This window comes from Lentzea flaviverrucosa, assembly GCF_003350445.1.
Taxonomy (GTDB): Bacteria; Actinomycetota; Actinomycetes; order Mycobacteriales; family Pseudonocardiaceae; genus Lentzea; species Lentzea californiensis.
Window position 1 is genome coordinate 211,993 of record NZ_QQAU01000010.1, and the last position, 15,477, is coordinate 227,469.

Consider the following 15,477-nt stretch of genomic DNA (forward strand, 5'->3'; position numbering starts at 1 on the left):
GGGTGAATTGCATCATTCATTAACTTGACTCAATCCAGAAAAGGCGGCAGGGTGGGTTCGTGCCCACGGCTTCCGATTTCGAGCGCCTGCTGCGTGGAGCGTCGCTTCGGGTGACGGCCCCGCGGATAGCAGTGCTGTCCGCAGTGCACTCCCACCCGCACGCCGACACGGACTCGATCATCGGCGTCGTGCGTCAGAACCTCGGCGCGGTCTCCCATCAGGCCGTGTACGACGTGCTCCGAGCGCTGACCGGAGCCGGACTGCTGCGCAAGATCGAGCCCCAGGGTTCGGTCGCCCGTTACGAGGCGCGCGTCGGGGACAACCACCACCACGTCGTCTGCAGATCCTGCGGTGCCATCGCCGACGTCGACTGCGCAGTCGGCCACGCGCCATGCCTGGACGCATCCGACGACCACGGCTTCGTCATCGACGAGGCCGAGGTCATCTACTGGGGCTCGTGCCCCGAGTGCACGACCGCCGCGAAAAGTTCCTGAACACCCGGAAGGATGCCTGTGTCCGACAGCACTGACGCCAAGCTGAGCGACCTGAACGAGGAGGAGGCCGGCGGCTGCCCGGTCGCGCACGGCCGGCGCAACCACCCCAGCGAGGGCGGCGGCAACCGGGACTGGTGGCCCAAGCAGCTCAACCTCCGGATCCTCCGCAAGCACCCCGTCCAGGCAGACCCGTTCGGCGGTGAGCTCGACTACGGCAAGGAGTTCCTGACCGTCGACCTCGACGAGCTGGCGCGCGACGTCGACGCCGTGCTGACCGAGTCGAAGGACTGGTGGCCGGCGGACTTCGGGCACTACGGCCCGTTCATGATCCGCATGGCGTGGCACAGCGCGGGCACCTACCGCACCCACGACGGCCGCGGTGGGGCCGGCGCGGGCATGCAGCGCTTCGCTCCGCTCAACAGCTGGCCGGACAACGGCAACCTGGACAAGGCCCGCCGTCTGCTGTGGCCGGTCAAGAAGAAGTGGGGCAAGAAGGTCTCCTGGGCCGACCTCATGATCTTCACGGGCAACCGCGCGCTGGAGACCATGGGCTTCGAGACCTTCGGTTTCGCCGGCGGCCGCAACGACGTGTGGGAGCCGGACGAGGACGTCTACTGGGGCCCGGAGACCGAGTGGCTCGGCGGCGACACGCGCTACAGCGGTGAGCGCGACCTCGAGTCCCCGCTCGCGGCCGTCCAGATGGGTCTGATCTACGTCAACCCCGAGGGCCCCAACGGCAACCCGGACCCGCTGGCCTCCGCCCGCGACATCCGCGAGACGTTCGGCCGCATGGGCATGAACGACGAGGAGACCGTCGCGCTCATCGCCGGCGGCCACACCTTCGGCAAGGCGCACGGCGCCGGCGACCCGTCGCTGGTCGGTGCCGAGCCCGAAGGCTCCCTGATGGACTCGCAGGGCTTCGGCTGGATCAGCACGCACGGCACCGGCAAGGGCCGCGACACCATCACCTCCGGCCTGGAGGTGACCTGGACGCAGCAGCCCACCAAGTGGACGAACCTGTTCTTCAAGAACCTCTTCGCCTTCGAGTGGGAGCTCACCAAGTCGCCCGCCGGCGCGCACCAGTGGAAGCCGAAGGACGGCGCGGGCGCCAACACCGTGCCGGACCCCGAGGACGGCACGCTCAACCGCACGCCGATGATGCTGACCACGGACCTCGCGCTGCGCTTCGACCCGATCTACGAGCCGATCTCGCGCAAGTTCGCGGAGAGCCACGAGGCGTTCGCCGAGGCCTTCTCCCGCGCCTGGTTCAAGCTGACCCACCGCGACATGGGCCCGATCCAGCGCTACCTCGGCCCGCAGGTGCCGCAGGAGGAGCTGATCTGGCAGGACCGCCTGCCCGTGCGCGACTACGAGCTGATCTCCGCCGACGACGTCGCGTCGCTGAAGGCGAAGATCCTGGAGACCGGGCTCTCGGTCTCGCAGCTGGTCAAGACGGCGTGGGCCTCGGCCTCGTCGTTCCGCCAGAGCGACAAGCGCGGCGGCGCCAACGGTGCCCGCATCCGCCTCGAGCCGCAGCGCGGCTGGGAGGTCAACGAGCCCGAGCAGCTCGCCCAGGTGCTGCGCACGCTGGAAGGCGTGCAGGAGGCGTTCAACAGCTCCGCGACCGGAGGCAAGAAGGTCTCGCTGGCCGACCTGATCGTCCTCGGCGGTGCCGCGGCGATCGAGCAGGCCGCCAAGGCAGCCGGCCACGACGTCGAGGTGCCGTTCCTCGCGGGCCGCGTGGACGCGACCCAGGAGCAGACCGACGCCGAGTCGTTCGCCGTCCTGGAGCCGAAGGTCGACGGCTTCCGCAACTACGGCGGCAAGGCCACCCCGTTGCCGTCGGAGTACCTGCTGATCGACAAGGCGAACCTGCTCGGCGTCTCGGCGCCCGAGCTGACCGTGCTGATCGGCGGCCTGCGCGTGCTGGGCGCCAACCACGGCGGTTCACAGGCGGGCGTGCTCACGGCCAAGCCGGAGACGCTGACCAACGACTTCTTCGTCAACCTGCTCGACATGGAGACGGAGTGGAAGTCGGTCACCGAGGACGAGGAGAACTTCGAGGGCCGCGACCGCGCCACCGGTGCCGTTCGCTGGACCGCCACCCGCAACGACCTGGTGTTCGGCTCGAACTCCGAACTGCGCGCCGTCGCCGAGGTCTACGCGAGTGACGACGCCTCCTCGAAGTTCGTGCAGGACTTCGTCGTCGCGTGGAACAAGGTCATGAACGCGGACCGCTACGACGTCTGATCCAGCTCGACCCTCAGGTGCCCCAGGCCATTCCCGGCCTGGGGCACCTTCGTGTCTGGTGCCCTTGTCCTCATCTCACAACGGCGACGTCCTGCGCCAGGCTTCGCGGGCAACCGATGGTGGCCGGCTCGGCGAGGTCAACGGCATGGGGCAGCAAGGGACACAACCGATGGAAGTCGCCGGCGCGATGGCCATTGATGCCGGGATGTCCGGGCTGTGGTCCCCGGTGTCGTTCGACGACATCGCCGGCATCCGGTCGACCGTCCGCTCGCGACGATGCCGCTCGGACAGATTGCGTTGTGCGGCAACGTCATCGCTTGACGCGCGGTAACACCTGCGTCGCCTCCGGGTCGCCCTTCGAGCGCTGGCGCAGGCGCGTGACGACGAACCACACGACGACCGCGGCCACGGCGAGCAGAACCAGTTTCTGGAAGACGCCGGCGTAGGACTCCACCCGGTGCCAGTTCTCACCCAGCAGGTAGCCCGCGCCCACGAAGATGGTGTTCCAGATCAGGCTGCCCAGTGTGGTGAGCACGAGGAACTTCGGGAAGTTCATGCCTTCCACTCCCGCGGGCAGGGAGATGAAACTGCGGAACAGCGGCACCATCCGGCCGAAGAAGACGGCTTTCGTTCCGTGGCGGGTGAACCAGGCTTCGGTCTTGTCGAAGTCGGTCACGCGGACCAGCGGGATTCGGGCCACCAGGGCGCGGGTTCTGTTGCGGCCCAGGAGCATTCCCGCGAAGTAGACGATCACGGCTCCCGCCACCGAGCCCACGGTGGTCCAGAACAGGGCCGCTGGCAGGCTGAACACGCCCTTGCTCGCGGAGAAGCCGGCCAGGGGTAGCACCAGCTCGCTCGGGATGGGCGGGAACAGGTTGTCCAGGCCCACGACCACGGCCGCGCCCACGCCTCCCAGTGATTCCATCAGCGAGACGGCCCAGTCAGCCAGCATCGGTTTTCCCCTCAGGTGGTGGTGAAATCGTTCGGGGTCAACGTTAGGAATGGGCAGGGGGCGGGACCATGAGGTTGTCCGTCGGGAATCGTGGGGCAAACCGCAGGGCGATAGTGCGGTAAACCGCAATGCCGGGTGCCGGACGGGTCAGTACGGTGGCGAACGTGCATCAGGTGGAGCGGCTCGGCGCGGGTTCGCTGGTGCGTGGCTGGTTCCGGATGCTGGTGGGTCTCACGATCGGTTCGCTGACGGGAGTCGCCGGCCTCGCCGCGGCGGCCGCTGGTGTGGGCGTGGTCGGGCTGACCGAGTACGAGCTCGGCAGGATCACGCGGTTCGACCGGGCCGTGCACACGAACCCGCTGACGCGGCAGGGATGCCGTCGTTACCTCGCGGTGCGGTGGCTGGTCGGCGCGCTCGGCGCGGGTGTGATCTGCCTGCTGGCGTTCTGGTACGCCATCGGGATCTCGATGGTGACGGCGTGGCTGTTCGACGGCGACTGGGCGTTGGTCGAGGACGCGGACCGGGTCACGCTCGGGCTGCTCGCGCTGGTGGCGATCCCCGGTGCGCTGGTCATCTTCGTGACGACGGCCGGCGTGGTCGGAGTGGCGGTGCTGGACCGGTGGCTCGCCACCGCGATGCTCGGGACCAGCCAGCAGACGTTGCTGCGCGAGCGGGTCGCGGAGCTGAAGAGCACGCGGGCCGAGGTGATCGAGGCGATCGACGACGAACGGCGGCGCATCGAGCGCGACCTGCACGACGGCGTCCAGCAGCGGCTCGTGGCGCTCGGCATGCTGATCGGCCGGGCGAAGCGGGCCAGGGGTGAGGAGCAGTTGCAGGAGTTGTTGCGGCAGGCGCACGACACGGCGGGCGAGGCCATCGACGAGTTGCGCGAGGTCGCGACGCGCGTCTACCCGGCCGTGCTGGACGACGCGGGGCTGGACGCGGCGCTCGAGGTGCTGGCGGAACGGTCCAGCGTGCGCGTCGAGATCAGCAACAGGCTCGGGTCGTCGCCCGGCACCGCGCTGGAGACGGTGATCTACTTCGTCACGTCCGAGGCCGTGAACAACGCGGCCAAGCACGCGGACCCGTCGCTGGTCGAGATCCACGTGCGGCCGGACGGCGAGGGCGGCATCGCGGTCCTGGTGCGGGACGACGGCATCGGTGGTGCCGACCCGACCGGCACCGGGCTGTCCGGGCTGGCGAGAAGGGTCAAGGCGGTGGACGGGGACTTCGAGGTGACCAGTCCGCCCGGCGGTCCCACCACGATCTACGCGAGGGTGCCGTGCGAGTGATCCTGGCCGAGGACTCGACGCTGCTGCGCGAGGGCCTGATCCGCTTGCTCGCCGAGGAGGGCCACGACGTCGTGGCCGCCGTCGGCACCGCGCCGGAGTTGCTGAAGGCCACCGAGGAACACCGGCCGGACATCGTGGTGACGGACGTCCGGATGCCACCGGACCACAAGGACGACGGAATGCGTGCCGCACTGGAGATCCGGGAGCGGTGGCCGGAGGTCAGCGTGCTCGTGCTCTCGCAGTACGTCGAGAACCGCTACGCCACCGAGCTCATGACCAGCACCGGCGGCAAGGTCGGCTACCTGCTCAAGGACCGGGTGGCGCAGGTCGACGAGTTCCTGGAGGCACTGGACAGGGTCGCGGCGGGCGGCGCGGCGTTCGACCCGGAGGTCGTGCGCAGGCTGCTGACCAGGACGACGCACGTCGACCCGTTGGAAACGCTGACGGCGAGGGAGAAGGAGGTCCTCGAGCTGATGGCCCAAGGCCTCACCAACGCGCGCATCTCCACGCAGCTGCACATCTCGCAGAGCGCCGCGGAGAAGCACATCAACGCGATCTTCGACAAGCTCGGCCTCTCCGGCTCGTCCGGCCTGAGCCGCCGGGTGATGGCCGTCGTCCGCTACCTGGGCAGCTGATGACCGTCGAGGAGCTGCTGTCGACGCCGGGCGCGAAGCTCGAGCGCGGCACGTTCAACGATGCCGTTGTGGTGCGGGGGAAGTGGGTCGCGCGGTTCCCCCGCCAGGACCTGCCCGACGCACGGCGCCGCGCGCAGGCGCTCAGGCGGATCTCGCGGCTCGGCCTGCCGTTCGCCGTGCCGGAGGTCGTCGAGGACCGGCTGGACCTGCCGCTGGGCCAGGCCCACGTCGTCATCTCGTACCTGCCCGGCAAGCGGGCGCGGACCGTGAGCGACGACGCGGTCCGCGAGGTGCTCGACGCACTCGCGGCGGTCCAACCGGACGAAGACCTCGGTGCCCTGCTCGACGAACCGCTGCACCACGCGGGCGGCCGGCACGCTGCGGAGACGATCACGGAGCTGGTGTTCCCGCTGCTCGACGCCGACGAACGCGCCCAGGCCGCGGAAGTCCTGCGACGCTTCGCGGACCTGCCACCGGCACGAGGCTTCGTGCACGGCGACCTGGCACCGGTGAACCTGCGCTGGCACAAGGGAAAGGTCAGCGGGATCATCGACTGGGACTTCGCCTGCGCTGGCGATCCCGCCCTCGACGCGGCCGCGTTCGCGAGCTACGGCTGGCCCCTGGTCGAGCGGGTCAGGCCGGAGCTGTACGAACGGGCCCGCACGCACGCCGCCATGTTCCCGCTGACCGGCGCGGTGTCCGCGATCCGTCAGCACGGCGACCCGGCGAGGTTCCTCGCCTGGTTCCGCCGCCGCTGCGCGGTCCGCGAACACCCACCGGCCAGCTGACACAGCCGGGCACCCACTCCAGGACGCCGGGGCGAAGACTCCAGACCCACGACGCCCCAGGTGTGCTCACCATCACAGGCATGTGGAGCACGCTCACCAGCTCCGAGGCGATCGCCGGGTTCCAGAGAGCCGGCGACAAGCTCGACGACCTCACGCCGCCTCGGGGTTCGTCCTGCTCAGCGCCACCACAGCAGCCCGGGCCCGCCGGGCGCGCGGGCCCCGGAAACCTGGGTCTGCCCCTCGCCTTCCGGCCGCAGTGGGCTCGCCGGCACGGGTGCACCTCCGCTGGTGCCTTCGAAGGCGGGATCCGTGCTCCTGGTCAGCGGGTTCTCGCCGCCGAGGGTGCTCAGGCGCCGGACTTCACCCGGACGGAGGACTTGATCACTATGATGGATGAGTGCCCCTGAGTCGTCGACCTCTCGCGTCACTCGCTGCGCTCGCGCTGGTCAGTGCGGTCACGGCGTGCACCAACGCAGCGGTCGGCGACCCGGTCGGAGCACCGCTCGACCAGCAGAAGGCCACGTCAACGAAGAAGGCACCCCCGGCGGCGCCTCCCAGGGACAAGATCAAGCTCAGCGTCGAGAACGGCCGCCAGAGCGGCGGCACGGTCATCGCGGGGGCCGGGGACGCGCCGTACAACTACGCGCCCGCCGTGATGGTCGACAACGGCAAGGTGCGCGCGTGGTGGTGCAGCCAGCTGAGCGCGGCACCGCCCGGCGGCGACGACATCCTCTACAGCGAGGGCCCGACCGCAGGCGGCCCGTTCTCGACGGCGGTCCCGGTCTTCTCCGGCAGTGGCGGCAGCTTCGACGCGATGCACACCTGCGACCCGTCGCTGATCAAGGTCGGCAGCATCTACTACATGTATTACACGGGCGCGGCGCGGGACAACCACGCGAACGGCAGCTCGGTCGGCGTCGCGTCCAGCAGGGACGGCATCACCTGGACGCGCGAGGCGGGCGGCCAGTCGATCGTCGCCCCCGCCGGCGACAACATCCGCGAGAACACCTACGGCGCGGGCCAGCAGTCGGCGATCTACGTCGACGGCTGGGTGTACCTGATGTTCACCGACACCACCGGCCTCGCCTCGCACCAGAACGGCGCCGGCCAGTACGTGCTGCGTTCGAAGGACCCGACGTTCACCAAGGGCGTCGAGGCGCTCGGCACGCAGGGGTTCAAGGCGGTCACGTCGAACAACGGCCCGCGCACCCGCTCGGTGGTCGAGGCGTTCAGCGCGGACTGGATGTGGATCGAGGCGGCGTCGTCGTTCGCCATCGCCCACGAGACCGACGAGGGCACCACCATCACGTTCTGGAACAGGGACTTCACCCGCCACCCGTTCGAGGCCGTGCTGATCCCCGGCGCCTGGAAGGAAGGCCCCGGTCTGGTGCGCACGCCGGAGGGCCACGCTCCGGTGGACGCCAAGGACCCGTGCGCACGGGTGGGGCTGGACGTGCTGCGCGGCACGGTCGAGGGTCCGGCCGGACCGACGAACATCTCCCACTTCGGCCTCGACGCGGTCGGGCTCAAGGGCTGCGTCACCTCGACCGAGGTGAGGGCGCTGAACGGTTTCGCGGTGCCTTCGCCGGAACGCACGCTCGACGTCGTCGTGGGCGGGAACGTGATGCGGTTCGAGCGCCGATCGGTGGCCGAGAAGTTCGCGCGCGGCGTGCTCGGCACCCGGCCTCAGGGCGTCGACGCGCTGAAGCTCGCGTTCACCGTCCCGGCCGGCGCCCCCGCGGTGACCAACCCGGCGGGCCAGATCGGGCTGCTGCTCGACGGCAAGCTGTGGGTGGTCGGGTCCGCCGAGATCGCGAAGCTGAACTCGTCCACGATCACCCCGGTGTCCGCCGCCCAGTGGGCCGGGTACGAGCGCCTGCCGGATCTCCTCCGGCGCTGACCGGATACGTTCTCCCCCGGGGTTGATCGGACATGGGGGATCGTCTGGTGGCAGTCACGACGCAACGACCCGGTGAGCTGGCGGACAGCGTGGTGCCGCTGCCGGACGAACCGAGGCACGAACTCGCGTGGCTCGGCCTGCTGTCCGCGTTCGTCGCGTCGGTGGCGTTCCTGCTGCTCATCCCGGCCGGCTGGTCCCGGCTCGACCACCTGTGGGCCGAGGACGGCGCCCGGTTCGTGGTCGACGCGGTGCGCTCGCCGGCGTTGCAGAACCTGGTCGACCCCTACGGCGGCTACCTGCACGCGCTGCCCCGCCTGGTCGCCGAGCTGGTCGCGCTGCTGCCGCTCGAGTGGACGGCCGCGGGCTTCGCGGTGTGCGCCGCGGTGCTGCGGGCGCTGGTCGCGTTGATCACGTTCTCGGCCTCCAAGGCTTACCTCAGGTCGACGCCGATGCGGTTCGCGCTGTCGTCCCTGGTCATCGTGTTGCCCGCGGGCAACTCCGAGACGTTGAACAACATGACGAACCTGCACTGGTTCCTGCTCTTCGGCGCCTTCTGGGCGTTGCTGTGGCGCAACGGCCCGCGCGTGCCGGTCGCGTTGTTCGTGGTCCTCGCCGCCCTGTCCAGCCCGCTGGTGTTCGTCCTGGCGCCGATCGCGCTCGTACGGCTCTTCCAGCCGCGCAGGGAGGTGCCGATCGCGTTCCTCGCCGCTCTGGCCGTGCAGGGCCTGACGATGCTGTTCGCCTCCCGGACGCCGTACTCGCACGACGAGGTCGACCCGGTGCAGGTGCTGCTGGCGAGCCTGTTGCGGGTGCCGGTGGTCGCGTTCACCGGATCGGAGCGGGTCAGCCAGTTCTACCCGTCGGACGGCAACCTGGTGATCGTCGCCGCGCTGCTGGCCGCCGCCGTGCCGATCGCGGCGGGCCTGTGGTTCGGCGACCGGCCCGCACGGGCGCTCTCGCTGGTCGCCGGCGCCTACAGCGTGGTGGTCATCGTCGCGTGCCTGGTGCTGAACTGGACGCAGGTCCTGCAGGTGCAGGCGCCGGACGTCGTGATGGCCGGCCAGCGCTACAGCATCGCGCCGTGCCTGTTCCTGTTCACCGCGATCTTCGTGGGCCTCGACGCGACACCGTCGAAGACCTGGCAACGCCTGGTGGTGGGCGGTAGCCGCTACTTGATCGGGTTCCTCGTGGTGGTCAGCATCTTCGCCCAGTTCCGCGAGACGAAGACCGTGCTGACGGGCATTCCGTGGGACGAGAGCCTGGCGCGCGCACGTGCGGAATGCGCCGCGGGCGCATCGGAAGCGCGGCTGGAGCACGAGCCCAAGGACTGGTTCTTCGTCGTTCCGTGCGAATCGGTGCGCTGAGCCTCGAAAACGCGGATTCCCGTTCGACAGACCGCCGGTCGGGCCGGCCGCCGAACGGGAAGGCGTGGCGTTCACCGCCCCCGAAGTGCTACTCGCTGGACGTCCGCCTGACGAAGTCGCGGAACGACCCCGCCGGCCTGCCCGTCACGTCCTGGACGGTCGTGGTGACCCGGTCCTCCGCTCCCCCTCGGATGTCCTCGTCGAGGCCGGCGAGCAGGGCGGCGAAGTCACGGGGCAGCACTTCGGCGATCCGTTCGGTCATCTCGGCGGTGCTGACGGAACGGTGCCGGACGGGCTTTCCGGTGACGTCGGTGATGATCGCGGCGGCGTCGGCGTAGCTCAACGCCTCCGGTCCGGTGATCACGTGATCGGTGTTGTGCGGCAACGGGTCCGTCAACGCACGGGCTGCCACGGCGGCGATGTCCCCGGCGTCGACGAACCCGACCCTGCCGTCACCGGTGGCCGTGACGATCTCGCCCGCCCGGACCCCGGCGGCGAGCGGGTGGTCGCCGCTGAAGTTCTGCATGAACCAGGACGGCCGCAGCACCGCCCATTCCGGCAGGGTGCGCACGAGTGCTGGGAGAGCGCCCATCCCCGTGGCGCTCTCCGGCACCGCGGACGAGCTCAGCAGTACCACTCGCCGCACGAGCCGCGCTCGAGCGAGCAGCGACTCGACCACCGGAACGGGGTCGACGACTCCGATCGGGGGGATCAGGTAAACACGATCTATCCCTTCCAGGGCGCCTTCAAACGTCGCCGGCACGTCCCAGTCGAACCGGACGTGGCCTGGGAGCACCGGTTTCCTGGTGCCGACGCGGGCATCGGGCAGCAACGAGGCGAGGCGGCTACCGGTCGTGCCGGTGCCGCCGATGATCAGTGCGACCACGCCAGGTCCTGCACCATCAGCGGGTTCCAGTAGTCGCGGTAGCTCACGATCTCGCCGTCGCGGGTCGTGACCACGACGATGTAGGCGGCCCGGTACGGCTCTCCGGTCGCGACCACGACACCCTCGGCCTCGAACTCGGCGATGACGACGTCCGGGTCGGACGTCCGGTGCACTGCCTGCCTCGGAAAGCTCCGGATGTCGAGCATCTTCGGGTAGTCGCGCACGTAGTCCTCGACCGCGGCACGACCTTCCAGCCTGGCGGGCCAGCCGGGCGGGGCGAACGGGAACTCCGCCACGCCGTCCTCGGCCCACAGGCCCGCGAAGCCGATCATGTCCTTGTCCAGCAGCAGTTGCAACGCCCTCGGGATGAGGTCCACGGAAGCTCCTCCGAAAGAAGTGGACGGGACGGTACCGTCCCGTCCACAACGTTAGGCGGGACGGGACCGTCTCGTCCAGTCCTATGATGTGCGTCATGACCAAGCGCACCCCGACCGGCGCCGCCGTCCTGCAGCCCCAGGTGACCCAGGCGATCACCGATGCCGTGTTCGACGAGCTGGCCCTGCACGGCTACGGCCGGCTGTCGATGGAGGCGGTGGCCAAGCGCGCGGAGGTCGGCAAGAGCGCGCTGTACCGCAGGTGGCCGTCCAAACAGGACATGGTGGTCGCGGCGCTGTCGGAGTTCTCCGTGCCACTGGCCGAGGTTCCGGACACCGGCTCGTTGCGCGGTGACCTGCTGGCCACGGTCACGGCGGTGCACGACTGGCTGACGCACCCGAGGTTCGCGACGATCCTGCCCGACCTCACCGCCGAGGCAGTCCGCAACCCGGCGTTGTCCGAGGCGATCGCGGCGACCATCGGCGAACCCCGGCGCTCGCTCGGTGCCGTGACGCTGCGGCGGGCGATCGACCGGGGCGAACTACCGGCGGACCTGGACTTCGAGATCGCCCTGGACCTGGTCGCGGCCCCGGTCTACTGGCGGCTGTCGGTCCGGCGCGCCGAGGTCGAGCCCGACTACCTCGAACGGCTCGTGGACCACCTGCTGCGCGCGCTTCAGTGCTGATGGGCGGGGTAGTCGACGTAGCCGTGCGGGGTCTGGAACCAGGTCTCCTGGTCGGAGGCGGCGAGCGGCAGGCCCAGCCGGAACCGTTCGACCAGGTCGGGGTTGCCGATGTAGGCGCGGCCGTAGCTGATCAGGTCGGCGCCGTTGGCGAGCCAGCGCTCCCCCTGTTCCTGAGTGCTCTCGACCGGGCCGATCTGGCCTCCGGGATTCAGGATGAACGCGGTCGGCCACGCCTTGCGCAGCTCCATCAGCGCCTCGTCGTCCACAGTGGCCAGGACGTGGATGTAAGCGATGTCCGGCAACGCTTTCAGCAGCTCGCCGTAGAGCACGGGGACGTTCTCCTCGACGATGCCCTGGATCTCGCCGCCCGGTGAGAGCCGGATGCCGACGCGGTCCGCGCCGATGGCGTCCGCGGCCGCTTCGACGGCTTCCACGGCGAACCGGATGCGGCCGCTGATCGAGCCGCCGTAGCCGTCGGTGCGCTCGTTCGCGCTGGAGGACAGGAACTGCTGGATCAGGTAGCCGTTCGCACCGTGCAGTTCGACCCCGTCGAACCCGGCGTCGACGGCCTTGCGGGCCGCGTCCCCGAACGCCTGGACCTGGTCGGCGACCTCGGCCGCCGGCAGCGCCCGCGGCACCGGTGCGGGTTTCATCCCGGCCGGCGTGAACACCTGCGCGTCGGCCGCGATCGCCGACGGACCGACGGGCTGGTGCCCGGCGACCTCCACGTGACCGATGCGGCCACCGTGCATGAGCTGGGCGAAGATGCGGCCGCCGTTCGCGTGCACGGCGTCGGTGACCACGCGCCAGGCCGCGACCTGGTCGTCGGTGTGGACGCCGGGCATGAACGGGCCGGCCTGGCCGACCGCGTTCGGGTGCACGCCTTCGGTGACGATGAGTCCGGCGGTGGCGCGCTGGGCGTAGTAGGTGGCCGTGGCCTCGGTCGGTTTGCCGTCGACGGCCCGTGCGCGGGTCATCGGCGCCATCACGAGGCGGTTCGGCAGGGTCAGGTTTCCGAGTCGGTAGCTGCTGAGAAGCATGAGAGCTAGGCTAGGAACCTGACATTGACGTCAGAGGTAGCTTTTGTGGTGGAGGTCTCATGCGCATCGGTGAGCTGGCGGAACGCGCGGGCGTGAGCGTGCGCGCGTTGCGCTACTACGAGGAGCAGGGCCTTCTCGCGTCCGAACGCACCGAGAGCGGGCAACGGCGCTACACCGAGAACGCCGTCGGCCGGGTGCGGCTGATCCAGCAGCTCTACGCCGCGGGCATCTCCAGCGCGTCGATCCTGGAGATGCTGCCGTGCGTGGTGACGGGGGTGGCGGCGCCGGAGGTGCTGGCCAAGCTGCACGGGCACCGGTCGTCGGTGGTGAAGCAGATCGACGAGCTGCAGGAGACCCTCCTGCAGCTCGACACGGTGATCGCGGGCGCCACGAAGGCCTACGCGACCGGGGTGCCGTGCCCGCCCGGCTGAGCGGGCACGGCACGCACGTCAGATCGTGGCGGTGTCGATCACGAACCGGTACCGCACGTCGCTCGACTGCACTCGCTCGTAGGCGGTGTTGATCTCGTCGGCGCCGATCAGCTCGATCTCCGAACCGAGGCCGTGCTCGGCGCAGAAGTCCAGCATCTCCTGGGTCTCCGCGATGCCGCCGATCATCGAGCCGGCGAGCGTCTTGCGTCCGCCGAGCAGCCCGAACAGGTTCAGCGAGATCGGCTCCTCCGGCGCGCCGACGTTCACGAGCGCGCCGTCGGTCCTGAGCAGCCCGAGGTAGGCGCCGAAGTCGAGCGGCGCGGACACCGTGGACAGGATCACGTCGAACTTGCCGGCGAGCTCGGTGAACGTCGCCGGGTCGCTGGTCGCGCGGTAGTCTTGGGCGCCGAGCTTGAGCCCGTCGTCCTTCTTGCGCAACGACTGCGACAGCACGGTGACCTCGGCGCCGAGCGCGGCGGCGATCTTGACGCCCATGTGGCCGAGCCCGCCCAGACCGACGACGGCGACCTTCTTGCCCGGTGCGACGCCCCAGTGCTTGAGCGGCGAGTAGACGGTGATGCCCGCGCACAGCAGCGGCGCGGCCACGTCCAGCGGGAGCCCCTCGGGGATCCGCACGACGAAGTTCTCGTCGACGACGATCTGCTTCGAGTAGCCGCCGTAGGTGACGTCACCGTGGCGGTCGACAGCGTTGTAGGTCATGGTGTTGCCGCCCGTGCAGTACTGCTCGAAGCCGCGCAGGCAGTTGTCGCACTCGCGGCACGAGTCGACCATGCAGCCGACGCCGACGCGGTCACCGACGGCGTGGCGGGTGACCTCGGAGCCGACCTCGGCGACCACGCCGGCGATCTCGTGGCCCGGGACCATCGGGAAGATGCCCTGGCCCCAGCCCTCGTCGACCTGGTGGATGTCCGAGTGGCAGATGCCCGCGAACTTGATGTCGATCAGGACGTCGTGCGCGCCGACCGCGCGACGTTCGATGGTGGTGCGCTCCAGCGGTGCCTTGGGTGCTGGAGCGGCGTAGGCAGCGACGGTGCTCATCAGTTTCTCTCCTCGTCGTCGTGTCGTTGAAGACACTGCGCCGATCCGGGAGAGCTACCCAGCCACCTGTTCTTCGTACGACTGGCGTGCCTACCACCAGCAGTAGCAGGCACGGTCCGCCCAGGCCGGGGATACTCGGGTGCATGGACGTCGACCCGCGCACCGAGCTGAGCGAGTTCCTGCGCAGCCGCCGGGCGCGGCTGTCCCCCGACGACGTCGGGCTGCCCCGCTACGGCCGCACCCGCCGTGTGCCGGGCCTGCGTCGCGAGGAACTGGCACAGCTCGCGGGCGTCTCGGTGGCGTACTACACCCGTCTCGAGCAGGGCAACGGCCGCAACGTCTCGGACGAGGTGCTCGACTCGATCGCACGCGCGTTGCAGCTCAACGAGGCCGAGCACACGCACCTGCGCAACCTGACGGCCTGCCCGTACGACAACAAGAAGAAGAAAAAGACCTCACGCGGGGTCCGCCCGGCCCTGAAGCACCTGCTCGACAACATCGGCGTGCCCGCCTACATCGGCGGCCGCCGCTCGGACGTCCTCGCGTGGAACCCGATGGCCGCGGCGCTGTTCGGCGACTGGGCCGAGCTGGAGCCGCGCGACCGCAACTGGGCGCGCTTCATCTTCCTCCGGAACTCCTACCAGGAGCTCTTCGTCAACTGGGAGAGCAAGGCCGCCGACGTCGTCGGTTTCCTGCGGATGGACGCCGGGTGCTACCCGAACGACCCCGAGCTCACCGCCCTGATCGGGGAGCTGTCGGTGAAGAGCGAGCTGTTCCGGCAGCTCTGGGCCAAGCACGACGTCAAGGAGAAGTCCTTCGGCACGAAGGTGCTCCGCCACCCGCTCGTGGGCGAGATGACGCTGTCGTACGAGACGCTGCGGATGCCGAGCGAGCCGGACCTGTTCCTGACCACCTACCACGCGGAGCCCGGTACGCCGTCCGCCGAGGCGCTGCAGCTGCTGGCCAGCTGGGGCAGGGACGCGACCCGCTCCGGCGAGTCCGTCAAGAACCGGACATGAGAACACCGCGTCTGGAGATCGAGTACTGCACCCAGTGCCGCTGGCTGCTGCGTGCGGGCTGGACCGCGCAGGAGCTGCTGACCACGTTCACCTCCGAACTGGGCGAGGTCGCGCTGATCCCCGGCACCGGAGGCGTGTTCGACGTGCGGCTCGACGGCGAGACGCTGTGGTCGCGCAAGGCCGAGGAGGGCTTCCCGGACCTCGCCGTGCTCAAGCAGCTCGTGCGCGACCGGGTGGCGCCGGAGCGTTCCCTGGGGCACACCGACCGCAAGAGCTCGGCCGACGTCGGCCTCCCCGGTCAGTAGCG

General features: G+C 69.9%; 16 protein-coding genes. 11 read left to right on the forward strand and 5 right to left on the reverse strand.

The features are described from left to right. Positions 1-59: 59 nt before the first annotated feature. Positions 60-494, forward strand: a complete 435-nt coding sequence (locus DFR72_RS29055) for a Fur family transcriptional regulator (RefSeq protein WP_090068208.1) — start codon at positions 60-62, stop codon at positions 492-494. Between the two features lie 18 nt (positions 495-512). Next, on the forward strand, positions 513-2,744 hold the full coding sequence (gene katG / locus DFR72_RS29060) for a catalase/peroxidase HPI (protein ID WP_090068206.1): 2,232 nt from the start codon (positions 513-515) through the stop codon (positions 2,742-2,744). A gap of 310 nt (positions 2,745-3,054) precedes the next feature. Here katG and DFR72_RS29065 read toward each other — a convergent pair whose 3' ends face one another. Continuing rightward, complete coding sequence (locus DFR72_RS29065) at positions 3,055-3,696, reverse strand: DedA family protein (protein WP_090068204.1); 642 nt, start codon at positions 3,694-3,696, stop codon at positions 3,055-3,057. Between the two features lie 164 nt (positions 3,697-3,860). Between DFR72_RS29065 and DFR72_RS29070 the strand changes: the two genes are divergently transcribed. The 5 genes from DFR72_RS29070 to DFR72_RS29095 all read left to right on the forward strand — a co-directional run bounded on the left by DFR72_RS29070 (position 3,861) and on the right by DFR72_RS29095 (position 9,675). Then, positions 3,861-4,988 (forward strand): sensor histidine kinase, encoded by a 1,128-nt coding sequence (locus DFR72_RS29070; RefSeq protein WP_245983603.1) that lies wholly within the window; start codon positions 3,861-3,863, stop codon positions 4,986-4,988. Next, complete coding sequence (locus DFR72_RS29075; protein WP_090068199.1) at positions 4,979-5,623, forward strand: response regulator transcription factor; 645 nt, start codon at positions 4,979-4,981, stop codon at positions 5,621-5,623. Before DFR72_RS29070 ends, DFR72_RS29075 begins: the two co-directional genes overlap by 10 nt. Next, the gene (locus DFR72_RS29080) at positions 5,623-6,411 is read left to right on the forward strand and encodes a phosphotransferase family protein (RefSeq protein WP_090068197.1); all 789 of its coding nucleotides are present in this window, start codon (positions 5,623-5,625) and stop codon (positions 6,409-6,411) included. Before DFR72_RS29075 ends, DFR72_RS29080 begins: the two co-directional genes overlap by 1 nt. Positions 6,412-6,808: 397 nt before the next feature. Further along, positions 6,809-8,311 (forward strand): glycoside hydrolase family protein, encoded by a 1,503-nt coding sequence (locus DFR72_RS29090; protein ID WP_245983605.1) that lies wholly within the window; start codon positions 6,809-6,811, stop codon positions 8,309-8,311. Positions 8,312-8,358: 47 nt separating this feature from the next. Beyond that, on the forward strand, positions 8,359-9,675 hold the full coding sequence (locus DFR72_RS29095) for a hypothetical protein (RefSeq protein ID WP_090068193.1): 1,317 nt from the start codon (positions 8,359-8,361) through the stop codon (positions 9,673-9,675). Between the two features lie 88 nt (positions 9,676-9,763). Here the strand turns inward: DFR72_RS29095 and DFR72_RS29100 are convergent, their stop codons facing one another. Both DFR72_RS29100 and DFR72_RS29105 read right to left on the reverse strand, forming a co-directional pair. Further along, positions 9,764-10,561 (reverse strand): Rossmann-fold NAD(P)-binding domain-containing protein, encoded by a 798-nt coding sequence (locus tag DFR72_RS29100; protein ID WP_090068191.1) that lies wholly within the window; start codon positions 10,559-10,561, stop codon positions 9,764-9,766. After that, positions 10,549-10,938 carry a nuclear transport factor 2 family protein gene (locus tag DFR72_RS29105; protein ID WP_211335567.1) on the reverse strand — a complete coding sequence of 130 codons (390 nt, stop codon included), beginning with the start codon at positions 10,936-10,938 and terminating at the stop codon, positions 10,549-10,551. Before DFR72_RS29105 ends, DFR72_RS29100 begins: the two co-directional genes overlap by 13 nt. A gap of 95 nt (positions 10,939-11,033) precedes the next feature. Here DFR72_RS29105 and DFR72_RS29110 point away from each other — a divergent pair, with 95 nt between their 5' ends. After that, positions 11,034-11,621, forward strand: a complete 588-nt coding sequence (locus DFR72_RS29110; protein ID WP_211335568.1) for a TetR/AcrR family transcriptional regulator — start codon at positions 11,034-11,036, stop codon at positions 11,619-11,621. Here DFR72_RS29110 and DFR72_RS29115 read toward each other — a convergent pair. Beyond that, the gene (locus DFR72_RS29115; protein ID WP_090068189.1) at positions 11,612-12,661 is read right to left on the reverse strand and encodes an alkene reductase; all 1,050 of its coding nucleotides are present in this window, start codon (positions 12,659-12,661) and stop codon (positions 11,612-11,614) included. The genes DFR72_RS29110 and DFR72_RS29115 overlap by 10 nt on opposite strands. A gap of 59 nt (positions 12,662-12,720) precedes the next feature. Here DFR72_RS29115 and DFR72_RS29120 point away from each other — a divergent pair, with 59 nt between their 5' ends. After that, positions 12,721-13,092 carry a MerR family transcriptional regulator gene (locus DFR72_RS29120; RefSeq protein WP_090068187.1) on the forward strand — a complete coding sequence of 124 codons (372 nt, stop codon included), beginning with the start codon at positions 12,721-12,723 and terminating at the stop codon, positions 13,090-13,092. Positions 13,093-13,110: 18 nt separating this feature from the next. Here the strand turns inward: DFR72_RS29120 and DFR72_RS29125 are convergent, their stop codons facing one another. Beyond that, on the reverse strand, positions 13,111-14,151 hold the full coding sequence (locus tag DFR72_RS29125; protein WP_090068185.1) for an NAD(P)-dependent alcohol dehydrogenase: 1,041 nt from the start codon (positions 14,149-14,151) through the stop codon (positions 13,111-13,113). A 143-nt stretch (positions 14,152-14,294) separates the two neighbouring features. On the opposite strand from DFR72_RS29125, the gene DFR72_RS29130 reads away from it, so the two are divergent. Together DFR72_RS29130 and DFR72_RS29135 are read left to right on the forward strand one after the other, a co-directional pair. After that, positions 14,295-15,170: a helix-turn-helix domain-containing protein gene (locus tag DFR72_RS29130; RefSeq protein ID WP_090068183.1), complete on the forward strand. Its 876-nt coding sequence runs from the start codon at positions 14,295-14,297 to the stop codon at positions 15,168-15,170. Beyond that, a complete protein-coding gene (locus DFR72_RS29135; RefSeq protein WP_090068180.1) occupies positions 15,167-15,475 on the forward strand; it encodes an Rdx family protein in 309 nt (102 codons plus the stop codon). The genes DFR72_RS29130 and DFR72_RS29135 overlap by 4 nt, the downstream gene beginning before the upstream one ends. The last annotated feature ends 2 nt before the right edge of the window (positions 15,476-15,477 follow it).

Bases quoted from the DNA above. Each gene is read 5' to 3' on its own strand.
- DFR72_RS29130 (WP_090068183.1), top strand. From the start codon at position 14,295: ATGGACGTCGACCCGCGCACCGAGCTGAGCGAGTTCCTGCGCAGCCGC.
- DFR72_RS29120 (WP_090068187.1), top strand. From the start codon at position 12,721: ATGCGCATCGGTGAGCTGGCGGAACGCGCGGGCGTGAGCGTGCGCGCG.
- DFR72_RS29065 (WP_090068204.1), bottom strand. From the start codon at position 3,696: ATGCTGGCTGACTGGGCCGTCTCGCTGATGGAATCACTGGGAGGCGTG.
- DFR72_RS29080 (WP_090068197.1), top strand. From the start codon at position 5,623: ATGACCGTCGAGGAGCTGCTGTCGACGCCGGGCGCGAAGCTCGAGCGC.
- DFR72_RS29110 (WP_211335568.1), top strand. From the start codon at position 11,034: ATGACCAAGCGCACCCCGACCGGCGCCGCCGTCCTGCAGCCCCAGGTG.
- DFR72_RS29125 (WP_090068185.1), bottom strand. From the start codon at position 14,151: ATGAGCACCGTCGCTGCCTACGCCGCTCCAGCACCCAAGGCACCGCTG.
- DFR72_RS29115 (WP_090068189.1), bottom strand. From the start codon at position 12,661: ATGCTTCTCAGCAGCTACCGACTCGGAAACCTGACCCTGCCGAACCGC.
- DFR72_RS29135 (WP_090068180.1), top strand. From the start codon at position 15,167: ATGAGAACACCGCGTCTGGAGATCGAGTACTGCACCCAGTGCCGCTGG.